16 protein-coding genes are annotated in these 13,851 nt (G+C 49.5%); 11 read left to right on the top strand and 5 right to left on the bottom strand.

What is annotated here, in order from left to right; all coding sequences use genetic code 11:
• From AQR02_RS34205 to AQR02_RS13380, 3 genes are all read left to right on the top strand, one after another.
• The coding region (locus AQR02_RS34205; protein WP_245237406.1) for an ABC transporter ATP-binding protein at positions 1 to 924 on the top strand (924 nt) is incomplete at its 5' end.
• A gap of 169 nt (positions 925 to 1,093) precedes the next feature.
• Positions 1,094 to 1,507, top strand: a complete 414-nt coding sequence (locus AQR02_RS13385) for a MerR family transcriptional regulator (RefSeq protein WP_054940925.1) — start codon at positions 1,094 to 1,096, stop codon at positions 1,505 to 1,507.
• Position 1,508: 1 nt separating this feature from the next.
• Positions 1,509 to 2,057, top strand: coding sequence for a hypothetical protein (locus AQR02_RS13380; RefSeq protein WP_054940924.1), 549 nt, complete (start codon positions 1,509 to 1,511; stop codon positions 2,055 to 2,057).
• A 99-nt stretch (positions 2,058 to 2,156) separates the two neighbouring features.
• On the opposite strand, the gene AQR02_RS13375 is transcribed toward AQR02_RS13380, so the two are convergent.
• Positions 2,157 to 2,600, bottom strand: a complete 444-nt coding sequence (locus AQR02_RS13375; protein ID WP_054940923.1) for a DUF441 domain-containing protein — start codon at positions 2,598 to 2,600, stop codon at positions 2,157 to 2,159.
• Positions 2,601 to 2,620: 20 nt separating this feature from the next.
• On the bottom strand, positions 2,621 to 3,604 hold the full coding sequence (locus AQR02_RS13370) for a YpdA family putative bacillithiol disulfide reductase (RefSeq protein WP_054940922.1): 984 nt from the start codon (positions 3,602 to 3,604) through the stop codon (positions 2,621 to 2,623).
• A 192-nt stretch (positions 3,605 to 3,796) separates the two neighbouring features.
• Between AQR02_RS13370 and AQR02_RS13365 the strand changes: the two genes are divergently transcribed.
• The 4 genes from AQR02_RS13365 to rsgA all read left to right on the top strand — a co-directional run bounded on the left by AQR02_RS13365 (position 3,797) and on the right by rsgA (position 7,368).
• The gene (locus AQR02_RS13365) at positions 3,797 to 4,396 is read left to right on the top strand and encodes a DUF2087 domain-containing protein (RefSeq protein ID WP_054940921.1); all 600 of its coding nucleotides are present in this window, start codon (positions 3,797 to 3,799) and stop codon (positions 4,394 to 4,396) included.
• Between the two features lie 151 nt (positions 4,397 to 4,547).
• Complete coding sequence (locus AQR02_RS13360) at positions 4,548 to 5,003, top strand: DUF3939 domain-containing protein (RefSeq protein WP_054940920.1); 456 nt, start codon at positions 4,548 to 4,550, stop codon at positions 5,001 to 5,003.
• Between the two features lie 132 nt (positions 5,004 to 5,135).
• Positions 5,136 to 5,807, top strand: a complete 672-nt coding sequence (locus AQR02_RS13355) for an HAD family hydrolase (RefSeq protein WP_054940919.1) — start codon at positions 5,136 to 5,138, stop codon at positions 5,805 to 5,807.
• Between the two features lie 466 nt (positions 5,808 to 6,273).
• Positions 6,274 to 7,368: a ribosome small subunit-dependent GTPase A gene (rsgA, locus tag AQR02_RS13350; protein WP_054940918.1), complete on the top strand. Its 1,095-nt coding sequence runs from the start codon at positions 6,274 to 6,276 to the stop codon at positions 7,366 to 7,368.
• Between the two features lie 275 nt (positions 7,369 to 7,643).
• Here rsgA and AQR02_RS13345 read toward each other — a convergent pair whose 3' ends face one another.
• Entirely contained in the window at positions 7,644 to 8,270 is a 627-nt protein-coding gene (locus tag AQR02_RS13345) for an FMN-dependent NADH-azoreductase (protein WP_054940917.1), read from the bottom strand.
• A 328-nt stretch (positions 8,271 to 8,598) separates the two neighbouring features.
• On the opposite strand from AQR02_RS13345, the gene AQR02_RS32860 reads away from it, so the two are divergent.
• The gene (locus AQR02_RS32860) at positions 8,599 to 8,736 is read left to right on the top strand and encodes a hypothetical protein (RefSeq protein WP_167347616.1); all 138 of its coding nucleotides are present in this window, start codon (positions 8,599 to 8,601) and stop codon (positions 8,734 to 8,736) included.
• 107 nt (positions 8,737 to 8,843) lie between these two features.
• On the opposite strand, the gene AQR02_RS13340 is transcribed toward AQR02_RS32860, so the two are convergent.
• Entirely contained in the window at positions 8,844 to 9,083 is a 240-nt protein-coding gene (locus tag AQR02_RS13340) for a hypothetical protein (protein WP_036687997.1), read from the bottom strand.
• 168 nt (positions 9,084 to 9,251) lie between these two features.
• Between AQR02_RS13340 and AQR02_RS13335 the strand changes: the two genes are divergently transcribed.
• On the top strand, positions 9,252 to 9,920 hold the full coding sequence (locus AQR02_RS13335) for a hypothetical protein (protein WP_148449097.1): 669 nt from the start codon (positions 9,252 to 9,254) through the stop codon (positions 9,918 to 9,920).
• Here AQR02_RS13335 and AQR02_RS13330 read toward each other — a convergent pair.
• Positions 9,907 to 11,634 carry an alpha-amylase family glycosyl hydrolase gene (locus AQR02_RS13330; protein WP_054940915.1) on the bottom strand — a complete coding sequence of 576 codons (1,728 nt, stop codon included), beginning with the start codon at positions 11,632 to 11,634 and terminating at the stop codon, positions 9,907 to 9,909. The two genes, AQR02_RS13335 and AQR02_RS13330, sit on opposite strands and share 14 nt — an antisense overlap.
• 378 nt (positions 11,635 to 12,012) lie before the next feature.
• On the opposite strand from AQR02_RS13330, the gene AQR02_RS13325 reads away from it, so the two are divergent.
• Both AQR02_RS13325 and AQR02_RS13320 read left to right on the top strand, forming a co-directional pair.
• Positions 12,013 to 13,026 carry an ABC transporter substrate-binding protein gene (locus AQR02_RS13325; protein WP_054940914.1) on the top strand — a complete coding sequence of 338 codons (1,014 nt, stop codon included), beginning with the start codon at positions 12,013 to 12,015 and terminating at the stop codon, positions 13,024 to 13,026.
• A 109-nt stretch (positions 13,027 to 13,135) separates the two neighbouring features.
• On the top strand, positions 13,136 to 13,851 hold a 716-nt coding region (locus tag AQR02_RS13320; protein WP_245237404.1), incomplete at its 3' end, for an ABC transporter ATP-binding protein.

The raw sequence follows: 13,851 nt of genomic DNA, 5'->3' as shown, positions 1-13,851 counted from the left end.
AAATCTGACTCTGGGAACCTTTGTCGCTTCTTTGGCTACCTCGACAGGATGTATGCGCCGCTGCGGCGGCTGATCAACTCGTCAACGGTCCTGACCCAGGCCTCGGCTTCGCTGGAGCGGGTCATGGAGCTGCTGGAGGAGCCCTACGATATTGTTGATCAGCCGGGGGCGAAGCCGCTTAAGAATGCGGCAGGAGCAATTGATTTTGACCAGGTATGGTTCAAATACAACGATGAGCACGATTGGGTGCTGAAGGGGATCAACCTAAGTATCCGTCCCGGACAGACGGTTGCTTTTGTCGGTATGAGTGGTGGAGGCAAGTCTTCGCTGATCAGCCTGATTCCGCGTTTTTATGACATCACTGAGGGACGCCTGCTGATGGACGGGCAGGATATCAGATGGTTGACCCAGGAGAGCCTGCGGCGCACGGTCGGGATGGTGCTGCAGGACAACTTCCTGTTCAGCGGCTCGGTACGCGATAATATTCTGTTCGGGAACCCTGACGCAAGCGAAGCAGAGATCATCTTTGCAGCACAGGCGGCAAATGCCCATGACTTCATCATGCAGTTGCCTGAAGGTTATGACACAGAGGTCGGGGAGCGGGGAGTGAAGCTCTCAGGAGGGCAAAAGCAGCGTGTGGCGATTGCCAGAGTCTTCCTCAAAGACCCGAAGGTGCTGATCCTGGACGAAGCAACCTCGGCGCTGGATCTGGAATCAGAGCATCTGATTCAGCAGTCGCTGCAGTCGCTATCCTCGGAACGGACAACGCTGATCGTTGCTCACCGGCTGTCGACCATCACTCACGCGGATCAGATCGTGGTTCTGGAGAACGGGGAAATCACTGAACGCGGAACGCATGAAGGGCTGATGGCTCTGGAGGGCAGCTATGCCCGGCTATTCAATGTCCAGCGGCTGGACGGTTAACAGCATTGTTGACAGCATTAGACGGCCTTGAAAATTAGAGCATATGGCAATAATAAGCGGTTCCTCAAGAGTCCTTGGGGAGCCGTTTTTGGTTGCATTTATATTTAGGTTACAGTAAAGTGTAACTATAACATTTGACTGTAACACAAGCTGAAAGGAGCTGGGAGCGATGAATACCTATACCGGCAAACAGCTGGCGGAACTGCTGCAGCAGGAAGAATCGGCTATGAACCTGAGAACCGTGCGGTACTACACACAGATCGGACTGTTGCCTGCACTGGAGCTAGCCGGAAATAAGCGTGTATATACAGACCGTCATCTGATGCATCTGCGGGCTATTCTAACCTTGTCCAAGAGCGGGGAGAGTCTGGCTGAAATTCAGGCCAAGCTGTCGGAGTTGTCAGAGGAAGAGGTAGCGAAGATTGGCGGACGTCTGAGGTTTTTTCAGCCTGAGCAGATTCTGTCGGGTGAGACACTGGTGGTCAGTGAAGATGTAATGCTGACAGTAAGTCCGCGTATCACACCTGAGCTTAGGTTAGAGCTTAAGGAAACGATCGCCAGAATGCTAAAGGAGGGCCAATAGGATGATTAAAGCGCGTTTTGCCAAATCAGCTATCGAGAATGAAGAGGGTCTGAATCACTTGTGGATTCAAATCGGTCCGCTGGAGGCAGTGGAGCATGCTGAGGTCGGGCTGCAGCTTCCGGCCGGAGTCTACTTTGGGCGAGCCTGCGGTGGCTCTCTGAACAAAAACTCCGAGGGATTTACTCTACTTGAGCCAGCTCGGGTAAATGAACTGCTCGTGGAGATATATACGCGGCAGCCGATAGACTGCGGATGGGAAAGTCTCGGGGTCACTGTCACTTATACAAATCAGCATAGGTGTGAGCTGAGCGAGGTGCTTACGGTCTCTCTAAGCATCGTTGAAGCAGAGAGCGCAGAGGCGGAGGAGATCCATATTGACGAAGAAGTCGTCCGTAAAGTTAAAGAAGCCGTGTGGCCCCCCGGGGAGGGTGTCCCTCCATCTGGTAATCCCGGATTTCTCGACTGTACTCCGGCGAAGCAGATTACTTATGACCCGAATTACCGTTCAGAGCTGGAGAAGCAGTACCGGGTAGAAGGCGGGAATTATTGATACAGAGTGAATAAAAGTGAACTGCGAACCCAAAAAGGCTGCCCCTGCTCGTCTAGAGCGAATGAGGCAGCCAAGGCTGTGATATGAAGCAGAGGAGTCTTATCCCCGGCCGATAATCAGCGAGAGGATGCCGGCCGCAATCAGCGGACCGACGGGAACTCCCTTGAATAATGCTACGCCGAGTACGGTTCCGATCAGCAGGCCGGCGACAACTGTCGGCTGGCTGCCCATCAGCACAGCGCCGCGCCCGCCGAGGTAAGCAACAAGCATCCCGATAGCGATAGCCGCCAGTGATTTCCAGTGGAAAAAGGAGTGCCAGATACTCTGCAGCGAGATTTTTCCGCTGGCCAGAGGGGTCATCACACCGATCGTGAGGATGATAATTCCAAGCGTTAGGCCGTACTTTTCCAGCCAGGGAAAGGTCTGCTGCAGCCCAAGCACTCTCAGCAATAGCAGTACGACCATGGCAATTGTGATAGGTGAATTACTGCTGATAACGCCGAGCGCCGCCAGGCCGAGCAGCAGCAGAGAGGTGATATCCATCTGCATGAGGACTCCTTATCTTAAGTAAGCTGTTTTGAAACGATATGATCCGCGATCAGCTTGCCGTGCCCCCGCCCGGTTTCAATAAACACTTCATTGGCGTTGCGGCCGGAAGCGATAACGCCTGCAACATAGAGTCCGGGAATATTGCTCTCCATGGTGGCAGGATTAAATGCCGGTTTATCCAAATCATCGTTCATATGTACCCCTGCGGAAGATAATAGCGTCCTGCTGGGGCGGAAACCGGTCATGGCCAGCACAAAATCATTTTCAAGCTCGGTACTTTCACCGCTGTATTTAGTAACGGTAACTGAAGCCGGCGTGATTTCTGTGACCCGTGACTCCAGATGCAGTGTAATTTTCTCTTTGGTAACCATGCTTTCAAAAATCGGCCGGACCCAAGGTTTAATGTTCTCCGAAATGCTGGCTCCGCGGTAAACCATATCCACGGAAGCACCGACACGGATAAGCTCGAGCGCCGCATCTACAGCAGAATTGCTGCCGCCGATGACGGTCACTTTCATTCCGGTGTAAGGATGGGCTTCACCAAAATAATGTGTAACTTTTGGGAGCTCCTCCCCGGGGATGCCTATCAGATTGGGCTGGTCGAAATATCCGGTAGAGATAACCACATTGGCAGCTTGACGGCTCTGGTGAACGCCCCGTTTGTTAACTGTATGTACCGTAAAGCTGCCGTCCTCGTTCCGTTCAACACTCAGCGCTTCTTCATAAGCCGCGATTTCCAGACCGTGCTGCTCAGCGGCTCGGCGGTAATAGACCAGCGCTTCATGGCGGAAGGGCTTGTCATTAGGCGAGGTGAACGGCACATCCCCGATTTCGAGTAAAGCCGTTGTGCTGAAAAATTGCATGCTGGTCGGATACAGAAAAATGGAATGAACGATGAAATTTTTCTCGATAATTAGGCTGGATAGCCCTTGGCGTTGACACTCTATAGCTGCTGAGAGCCCGCAAGGACCTGCTCCGATAATAATGACGTCTATCATAATAAACTGCGACCTCCTGGAAGATAATTTCTATCCTAAATGGTACCTCAAATTTAAATTTTACGCCATCTAAGCGGAAAGATCACGAATCGCAGTTGCCGGACAATCATACTTAGGATATAATTAGATATATATCTAAATGAATTTAATCTATATTTGTAAGCTTATGAACCCTACAGGAGCGTGACCCCAGTGCAGCTTGATAAAATTGTGAACTACCATAAAGCGTTATCCGATCCGACCAGACTCCGCATTCTGCTGCTGTTATCCAAAGGGGATGAGATCCACGGACAGGCGCTGGCAGAGCGCTTGAATCTGTCACAGCCGACCGTGACCCATCATGCTGCGAAACTGCGGGAAGCCTCGATGATCATGGAGCGCAGAGACAAGAATACCGTATATTTTAAGATGAATCCCGAGTTTATTAAGGCCGGTTCGAATGCTTCACTAAACTTTATATTTTCCAAAGGAACAGAAGAGATGGAACAGCAGTCACCGGAAAACAGCCTGAAGGAATCGGTGCTGCGCAACTTTTTTGCCAAAGACGGACGGCTACGCCAGATTCCCGCACAATACAAAAAAAAGCTGATTGCCCTGCAGTATATTGTCGAGAAGCTGGAACCGGGAACCGTGTATACCGAGAAGTCGATCAACGAGTTCATCCAGCAGTTCCATGAGGACTTCGCTACGATCCGCCGCGAGTTTATTATGCATCAATTCATGTACCGGGAGAACGACAAATACGAACTTAACCCGCCCGAGATGTGGACGCATTGGGAAAATGTGAAGTAACGCGGCTGCTTGTTTAAAAATGTCACTTAATGATCTTATAGATGGGGAGAATTTGTGACAGTTGATTGGTCTGCTGATTAAATGTCCGAAAAACGAATAAACTGGAATTGTAAGCGTTATCTGACATATACTACGAGAGGAGACTTTCAGTATGATATTCAAACGCGCTAAAAAAAATACAATCCCTGATTCGATCACAGTGACCTTGCCGCAGATTAAGCAGGCTGTCAGGCAATTTGAAGAAGACATGCCTGCGCCGATAAACCGTACCGCACTGATTCTGGAGGATAAGAGCATTGATCTTTCGCGGCTGAAACGTTATTTAGGCGGAGTGCCGCAGCAGAAGTTCTATATGTCTCGTGAGACCTTTGAAATTTTCGAGGAAGCTGACAAGCTGGTACCTTATTACCTGGACCTGGTTCAATCTGCAGTAGATAATTACATTAGCGATACCGGTAAACTGCCGCTTATTGAGGACGCCTGGCTGCCTGAAGTGCACTACCGTCTATTGCACACTGAACGATATCTGAAGGAAACACCACCGTTTCCGCTTTACATCACTGAGGAAGAAATGATGCTGACCCACCGGCCGGAGCATTTTGAATAGATATAGCTTAATGAAAGACTGCTTCGCAGCATGAAGTCCCGGACTTCTGATCTGCAGGGCAGTCTTTTCTTTGCTTGGGGAGACATAGTACAATGAATCTCTAGAAATACAGTAGAGAAGGAGATTTATAGGATGAAGGAAAAGCAGGCCTTACTGTTTGATTTGGACAACACACTTATGGACCGTGATCATACCTTCCGCAGCTTCAGTACGCAGTTTGTAAAGGATCTGCTGGGGCATTTGTCTTCGGAAGAAGCTCAGCGTGTTGTGGAAGATATGATTGTACGGGATGCAGACGGCTACCGGGATAAAGACGGATTTTTTGCAGAGCTTAGTGAAGTGCTTCCCTGGAAAACGCCAGTTGCTGCTGCGGACATTCGCGCATATTACGACCAGACTTACACTAGCCACGGGGCACTTATGAAATATGCGGTGGAGACCTTGGATTATTGCCGTGACCGCGGCTATATCCTGGGCCTGGTTACGAACGGAAAGAAGCATCTGCAGAACGGTAAAATCGACTTGCTCGGATTACGAGGTTATTTCAAGGCCATCGTGATCTCAGGTGAAGCCGGAATCAGCAAACCTGATCCAGATATTTACCGGCTGGCGCTGGAACGTCTCGGGACTACTGCGGAACATACGCTGTTTATCGGAGATCATCCGGTTAATGACATCTGGGGGGCAGGCAAGGCGGGAATGGAGACGGTCTGGCTCAAACGTAATCATCCTTGGGACAATAACCTGGATGTGCATCCATGGAAAACCATTGATGAACTGGATGAGCTGAAAAATTTGATCTAGGATAAATCCTGGTTATAGAAAATTTTTACTGCTTACAGTTGACAATTTACGGAAGGAACGTTTATAGTTACAGCATATTAGTTCGGAAGGAGACGATGTTATATGACAGTTTATACAGTACGTTCGCTATCGGTAATAACTGTTGTGGATACGTGTCTTCCGGGAACAGCGGCTGCAGTGTAATGTTGACGCAGCTTAGCGGGTAAGCTCTTATGATGCCTTTTAGAGCCGTCTTGGAACCGTATTTAGTTCCGGCGGCTTTTTTGCGTGGTTTGGGATGACTGATACAATTCCTGTATTCGTTATGCCTATATCACCTGATTTCATTTCTTTGGATCTGAAATCCGCCGCCGGAACAAATTGTTCCGGCGGCTTTTTGTGTTCCCGGATAACAGATAGAAGAAGAAATGAATGAAGTAAAACAGCATCAAATCACTCACAACTATTCAGGAGGAACCAACCTACAATGACTATTGAACAATACGGATGGAATGAAAACTGGCAAAACAAGTGGAGCGAGAAGCACCACGAACAGGAACAGGAAGGCAATAGACGTATTCCCGGCAGAATTACCGGAGATTTCGGAAGCAAATACCGGGTCATGACGGAGACGGGGGAAACCTGGGGGGAACTGGCCGGACGGCTCCGGCATACCCTCACAGACTCAGGAGAATTCCCGGCAATCGGTGACTGGGTCACCCTGGCAATGCAGGATGGCGGAGAACATGCCGTCATTCATGGTGTACTTCCCAGACACAGCGTTATCTCGCGTAAAGTGGCAGGAAATACGCAGGTGGAGCAGATTGTAGCTGCCAATGTGGATACTTTATTTCTCGTTAGTGCATTAAACGATGACTTTAATGTGCGGCGGATGGAGCGGTATCTGATTATGGCCTGGAACAGCGGAGCAAATCCGGTAATCCTGCTGACCAAAGCCGATCTGTGCCTGGATGCTGATCAGAAAATTGCGGAGATGGAGCGGGCGGCGCCCGGTGTCCCTGTTCATGCGGTCAGCGCGTTGCTCGGTGACGGACGTAATGAGCTGCTGCCGTATATCCGCAGCGGGCAGACCGTAGCGCTGACGGGCTCCTCCGGCTGCGGCAAGTCGACGATGGTCAACTGGCTAAGCGGTCAGAACCTGCAGCTGACCCAGGATGTCAGAGAAGGGGACAGCCGGGGGAGGCACACAACAACCCACCGTGAACTGTTCGTCCTGCCGGACGGAGCGATAATTATCGATACCCCCGGAATGCGTGAACTGCAGCTGTGGGAGGATGATGGCGGACTTGACCTTGCCTTCGGAGATATCAGCAGCCTGGCGGCAGAATGCCGGTTCAGTGACTGCAAGCATGAGCGGGAGGAAGGCTGTGCGGTGCTTGAAGCTGTAGCAACCGGTGTCTTGGAGGAGAAGCGGCTGCTTAACTACCGCAAAACCCAAAAGGAGCTGCGTTACCAAAACAGCAAAGAGGTAAAGCAAAAACGGAAGACGACTGCCGCAGCAGTAAAAGCAGCTCCACGGACACGTAATTCCGGATGGCAGCGGGTGCTAGATGAGTATTGATCAGGCTCTTTAGCAGACGGCCGAGAAAAGGAATCACAGACAGACGGGATTCCAATGATCAATGATCATTAGCACATGAAAAAGAAGAAGGTCATCAGAAACCCTGCAGCTGACTGCTCAGGTTTCTGATGGCCTTCTTATGCTGCAAAGGCACAGCTCTTGGAGAGTTGTGCCTTTGCTATATATGAATAAAAGTCCGGTTTCTGATAAAACAGATGCCTGATGAAGTAGCTGGTTTCTAAATTGCGAACCGGACCTTTAACGCTGGCGCTGTATTAGAACGATACAGCAGCGGATTTGGCAGCTTCCAGACCTTTGGCAATGATCTCAGCGGATTGCTGCGGGTTCTGGTTGTGTCCTTCGATGATCACCTTGGTGATATCCTGAACGCCCCAGAAGTTCAGAAGGCCGCTGACGAAGTTGACAGCCATTTCTGCACTTGCAGCAGGACCTTCGGAGTAGATACCGCCTCTGGCGTTCAGAACAGCTGCTTTTTTGTCGGTGAGGAGACCCACAGGACCTTCAGCAGTATATTTGAATGTTGTACCTGCCTGGCTCAAGTAGTCAATGTATGTGTGCAGTACAGCGGGAACAGTCATGTTCCAGAGCGGGAATCCGAATACAACTTTATCAGCTGCAACGAACTGGTCCAGATATTTCTTAACAAGTGCAGCACCGGCAGCTTCTTCAGGGGTTGCTTCGTATCCTTGAGCTGCTTTGTAGATACCAGTGATCAGTGTATTATCGTAGTAAGGAAGTTGTTCAGCGAACAAATCAAGCTCAGTGATTTGATCCTCCGGGTGGGACTCTTTGTAGCTGGCGAGGAAAGCGTTGTAAAGTTGAACACTCACAGCTTGTTCAGCAGGACGGTTATTTGCTTTGATAAAAAGTACATTCGACATTATGATTTCTCCTTAAATATATATTTATTATTAACTATAGATAATATAGCATTTAATATTTAGTTTGTAAATATCCGTCGAAACAAAAATTTTTTTTAGCGACAGCAAACCACTTTTCTCTGCAGGGCTACCATATCTTCATCTGCATGGAAACAATATGAAACAGAACATCAATATGTAGTGAACATGAGCCGACAACGGCTTTTTTTGCCTTTTCGGGCTAAGTTTAAGGTTCCCGGGTCCCGGTTATATAGGTGTTACAAGGGGGAAGGGAATAATTTCCTAACCGCTTTTGCAGGTACAAGAATCTGGAAAAGGAGCGAATGACATGTCCATCGACCGTTTTATCATTAAGAAATTGGACAACTGTCACGAAGAGCAGACACGGCTGAATTTGGTGAAGTTGTTCAAGCTGCGGATTCAGAAGGCTGAAAAAGAGGAAAACAAAAACCACCGGATAAGCTGATGCCTGCCGCTGACGTACAGCAACTCGGCCAACATATAGAGCGGAGCACCTTCTTTCTGAGTAAGGAGAGATCGTGCTTTTTTTCTACGCAAAAAAAAACCCCTCTATTAATAGAGGGATAACGCGAGTGAATCATTTTCACTGTAACTGTGCAATATAGCTTCAGAGCCTTTAATTTCGATGCTGATTAGTGAATTCAAACATTTCTGCAGAGCGCTTTTACCCTTCTGAATCTTGAGTTCAAGTGTACTGTTCAGGAGCCGGAGCACCTTTTGTGTAGGTTGTTTGTTTTCTGTAGTGAAGTAAACCGGTACCAGCTTGTTCTGAAATGTGATGAGCATTCTCATTTTGAAATCACCTCGCTACAAGTATTTCATGCTATGATCATACCCTTCATTTCTTAATTTTACCTTAAAATTAGCTTATGATAACATAAAGATTGCAAGTTTAGTAGTTGAAGCTTTTTATTGCTGGCGATTCCTGTGCTCCTGGGAATCCGGGAAGGAAATAGGGCTGTGGATAATAATGAGAGGGCATATTTGGGACGTTTTCTGTTCCCTGAAGCTTTAGAGGGGAAGGAAGTATCGGATTTACTGCAAAAGGCAGTATCTGCAGAACGAATATGCCGGTTGAAATACTGCGAGGGAGAGTATATCCATGACCTTTGCCTGCAAGTACATAAAGAACGGACGTATATTTACAGCATTCACGATCCGGACTCCTTCGGCTATGAGCTTAGTGAGTCCGGAAAGGTGAAGCGGGCATGCTATTACTTATTTAATTGTTTTGATTATACGGAATCAGTGCCCACGAATGTGCCTGCTCTGCAAATGTCCAGACGCAGATTCGAGGAGCTGAAGGCGAAGGCCGATTCTTACACCTTGTATTTTTTAGCAGAATGCCTGATTGCAGAGACAGGCGATCCGGCACATTCCGCACAGCTGGCCAGAGTATTGAAAAGCCGGACTGCGGACGGAGAATTAAAGCTTTGTTCCCGCAGCAAGGGCGGCTGGACATTACAGCATGCCTGTTATATTGAAGACGCCGCCGGCGGCTGGCTGCTCCGGATGAGCAGCGTGTGTACTGAAGACTGGATGATTGCGATACCTGCCACCAAAGCAGAAGTGTGCTCCGCGTTATGCCAGTGGATGTTATGCTCTTCGCATGCAGTTACTCCAGAATGACTGTTGTATACGGTGGAAGTGTGAGGGTTTCTCCTGTTAGTTTCGCTTCCCCCGGAAGGGCTTTTAAGATCTTGGAATAGGCATAGCCCTTTTCTCCGTTCTGAAGGGTGAGTGTTTGGGGCTTGCCCGTCAGATTGAGGGCAACCAGTACCTGCTGCCCGGCTGTAATACGTTCAAAGGCCATAATTCCTTCATTTCCGGAGACGAAATCACGTATTCCTCCATTCTGGAGCGCAGGTACACTGCTCCGGAGTGCAATAAGCTGGCGGTACCAGTCCAGCAGTGAGTTACTGCCGTGCAGCTGGCTTTCCACATCACCGCCCGGATTGCCGGTATTATTGCTGCTCTGCTCCCACGTTGTCTGACCCTTACTTTTCCCGTCCGCAGACCACTGCATCGGCTCACGAATCCCCTCATCCGGTTTCTGGCCTAACATGCCTATCTCTTCCCCGTAATAAATAAATGGATTACCAGGCAGTGTCAGCAGCATTGCTGCAGCCATTTTGGCATGGTCCGGATTGTTCCCGAGCTGGCTCATCACCCTGTCCTGATCATGATTGGTCAGAAAGATAGCATCTGAGAAGCTGCCCCCGGAAATCTGTGAATACAGCTTATAGGTACGCTCCAGGGTAAAAACAGCCCCGCTGTCTTTTTCCGTCTTGGCGGAATTGACCAGCGTCTCGGCCAGGCCAAAATTGAACCCTGAATCAAAGGCGTGATCCAAATACGCACCAACAGAAACAGCGGAGTTCTCCCATACTTCTCCTACGATATAGGCTTTCGGGTTGACCTCGTTCATCGCTTTGCGGAATTCCTGCCACCAGGCAACGTTCTTTGCTGTTGTAGCAGCGCTTTTGTCAGATAAAAGGTCTTCATAAATATGCTTGGCCGCATCCAGACGGAAGCCGTCGACGCCTTGTGTCAGCCAGAACTTCCCGATATCCTCCATTTCGCTACGAACCTCCGGATTGTCGAAATTGAGATCCGGCATTCCATCCCAGAAAGTGCCCATGTAATGGCTGCCCAGCTGGGAGTGCCATGGATTTCCGCTGCCGGCAGCACTGGTTCCGTTAACCGGGCGGTTCTGATCTTCTGCCCAGACATAGAAGTCGCGGAATTTGCTGTCTTTTTTCGTAACGGATTCCACAAACCATGGATGTTCCTTGGAAGTATGATTGACAACCAGATCCATGATGATTTTAATTCCCCGTTTATGAGCCTCCTTCACAAGCTGCTGCATATCCTGCAGTGTCCCATAGTCCGGGTTAATGCTCCGGTAATCGGTGACGTCATAACCATGATAACTGGGGGACGGGTTAACTGGCATCAGCCAGATCCCGCCGATACCCAGATCGTCTGTAGTCTCAGGATTTCCGTCATTTAAATAATCGAGCTTTTCGGTAAGCCCGCGCAGATCGCCGATACCGTCTCCGTCAGAATCACTGAAGGAACGGACGAAAACCTCATAAAAAACGGTGGAGGGCTGTTCATCTACAGCATTGCCGGATGCTGCAGCTGTCTGCTGTGATTGCTCGGCTGCAGCGGAGCTAGGGGATGGTGAAACCTGCGGGCTGGATACAGCGGTTTGGCTGCTGTTATTAAGATTGTCCTGCCCGTCATTTGAGCAGCCGGCTAAGACAGCGGCAGCAAGCCCCGTCACAGCCAAAGAATACCAAATACGGCGTCCCGGGAGCCGGGTAAGTTCAAGATTCATTTGCAATAACCCCTTTTAATAAATTTCTTCACTAATATGTATCTTGGTAAGCGTTTTAATAACTATAGTAGTGGAATAATTGCTTTTGGTAAAACGTTTGCACATCCTTAAAAGTATGAAAAACAGATAAATAAGTCCATATTCATATAATAATCAGAGCAATTCGTCGATATACATTGTTTTACTTCCATATAATCCGGATATGACTGTAAAATTCTTTGTTCAAGCCTGTTGCTCTATGGAAAATGGCTAACCGAGCCCAGAATATAGCTGTAATTTATGCGCAAACGATATTATTTAACAGCTTTAACCATTCCATAGGCATGTGCATATGCTTTAGGTAAGGGCAAAAAACCCGGGAAGAAAGGAGAATGAAGGATGAAAAACAAGATACTGGCGCTCATGATCATCATCTTGTGTTTCTCAGTGCTTGCGGGCTGTGGCGGAGAGTCAGCTGCGGTAAAGGTGAAGGTCGGCGAAGTTACCCGTTCTGTCTTTTATGCGCCTGAGTACGTGGCTTTATCACAGAACTTCTTCAAGGATGAGGGGCTGGATGTCGAGCTGCAGACCATTCCAGGCGGCGACAAGACGATGACTGCCCTGCTCTCCGGAGCCATTGATGTGGCGCTGGTCGGATCGGAAACATCAATCTATGTGTACCAGCAGGGAGCTGATGATCCGGTAATCAATTTCGCACAGCTGACCCAGCGGGATGGCACATTCCTGTTCGCCCGCAAGGCAGAAGGTGAATTCAGCTGGAACCAGCTGAAGGGAGCAACCTTCCTTGGACAAAGAAAGGGCGGAATGCCACAGATGGCCGGTGCGTTTACCCTGCTGAACAAAGGTATTGATGCCGGGAAGGATCTCACACTGATCCAGAATATTGATTTTGCCAATATCGCCGGTGCGTTTGCCTCAGGTACAGGTGATTACGTGCAGCTGTTCGAGCCGCAGGCATCCATTTTTGAAAGTGAAGGGCGCGGTTCGGTAGTTGCCTCGTTTGGTGTGGAAAGCGGCTATCTCCCGTACACAGTCTTTATGTCGAAGAAAAGCTTCATTAATAAAAATAGCGATACCGTACAAAAATTCACCAACGCGATCCAGCGGGCTCAGCTGTGGGTGAAGGAGCATAGCCCTGAAGAGATCGCTGATGCGGTGCTGCCGTATTTTGATAAGACGGACCGTAATATCGTCATCTCTGCGATTAAGCGTTACAAGGAACAGGACACTTATGCAGTAAATCCAGTTATAGATGATACGGAATGGAACAATCTGCTCGATGTGATCGAGAATGCCGGAGAATTGCAAGAACGGGTTCCCGCTGGCAAAATCGTCGATAACAGCTTTGCTGAGAAGGCTGAAGCCAGCATTAAATCAGGCTCAGCCAAGTAATCCGGAAGGAAGCAGATGCTCACAAAACTAAGCGTATGCTTGCGAAGCAAGTTTTGCACGAAGATCAGTCAAGGGAGTATTGCTTACAAAACTTTTAGGAGGGGCTGATATGCTTCCAGTTGTGCAATTAAAGGGAGTAACGCACGCTTACCTGGGTGACCGCGAGGCTTCTCTTGCCATCGAGGACTTAAATCTGAACGTGGAAAAGGGTGAATTTGTTAGCCTCGTTGGACCGAGCGGTTGTGGGAAGACGACGCTGCTGTCCATCATCGCGGGGCTGCTGCTGCCTTCACGCGGTGAAGTCTCGGTCTGCGGGCGGTTGATCCAGGGACCCTCTCCCGAGGTAGGGTATATGCTCCAGCAGGATTATCTGTTTCCGTGGCGGACCATCCTTGATAACGCACTGCTTGGACTGGAGCTGACCGGCAACCTGAATGCTGCTACCCGCTCCAAAACCTTGGAGCTTCTGGCGGACATGGGCCTTGCAGGCAAGGAGCAGGCTTACCCGGCCCAGCTGTCCGGAGGTATGCGCCAGCGGGTAGCACTGGTGCGCACACTGGCCACGGATCCGGGTCTGCTGCTGCTGGATGAGCCTTTCTCGGCACTTGATTACCAGATCAAGCTGCAATTAGAGGATCTGGTATCGGAAACCCTGCGCCGGCGCGGCACGACAGCAGTTCTAGTGACCCATGATCTGTCCGAAGCGATCGCCGTCAGCAGCAGAGTTATCCTGCTGCAGCGCAATCCGGGGCGGATCCGCAGGATTTTTGAGGTGCCTGAAGACATCCGCAGCACACCTCCGCTATATGCTAGGGATTTGCCCGG

Source organism: Paenibacillus ihuae, from assembly GCF_001368795.1.
In the GTDB taxonomy this organism is placed as follows: Bacteria; Bacillota; Bacilli; order Paenibacillales; family Paenibacillaceae; genus Paenibacillus_AQ; species Paenibacillus_AQ ihuae.
This window is presented reverse-complemented; position numbering and strand designations above follow the sequence as displayed.

Coding starts and splice junctions, on each gene's coding strand:
- AQR02_RS13325 (WP_054940914.1), top strand. CDS start 12,013: ATGAAAAACAAGATACTGGCGCTCATGATCATCATCTTGTGTTTCTCA.
- AQR02_RS13375 (WP_054940923.1), bottom strand. CDS start 2,600: ATGGATATCACCTCTCTGCTGCTGCTCGGCCTGGCGGCGCTCGGCGTT.
- AQR02_RS13330 (WP_054940915.1), bottom strand. CDS start 11,634: ATGAATCTTGAACTTACCCGGCTCCCGGGACGCCGTATTTGGTATTCT.
- AQR02_RS13385 (WP_054940925.1), top strand. CDS start 1,094: ATGAATACCTATACCGGCAAACAGCTGGCGGAACTGCTGCAGCAGGAA.
- AQR02_RS13355 (WP_054940919.1), top strand. CDS start 5,136: ATGAAGGAAAAGCAGGCCTTACTGTTTGATTTGGACAACACACTTATG.
- AQR02_RS32860 (WP_167347616.1), top strand. CDS start 8,599: ATGTCCATCGACCGTTTTATCATTAAGAAATTGGACAACTGTCACGAA.
- AQR02_RS13370 (WP_054940922.1), bottom strand. CDS start 3,604: ATGATAGACGTCATTATTATCGGAGCAGGTCCTTGCGGGCTCTCAGCA.
- AQR02_RS13345 (WP_054940917.1), bottom strand. CDS start 8,270: ATGTCGAATGTACTTTTTATCAAAGCAAATAACCGTCCTGCTGAACAA.
- AQR02_RS13340 (WP_036687997.1), bottom strand. CDS start 9,083: ATGAGAATGCTCATCACATTTCAGAACAAGCTGGTACCGGTTTACTTC.
- AQR02_RS13360 (WP_054940920.1), top strand. CDS start 4,548: ATGATATTCAAACGCGCTAAAAAAAATACAATCCCTGATTCGATCACA.
- rsgA (WP_054940918.1), top strand. CDS start 6,274: ATGACTATTGAACAATACGGATGGAATGAAAACTGGCAAAACAAGTGG.
- AQR02_RS13380 (WP_054940924.1), top strand. CDS start 1,509: ATGATTAAAGCGCGTTTTGCCAAATCAGCTATCGAGAATGAAGAGGGT.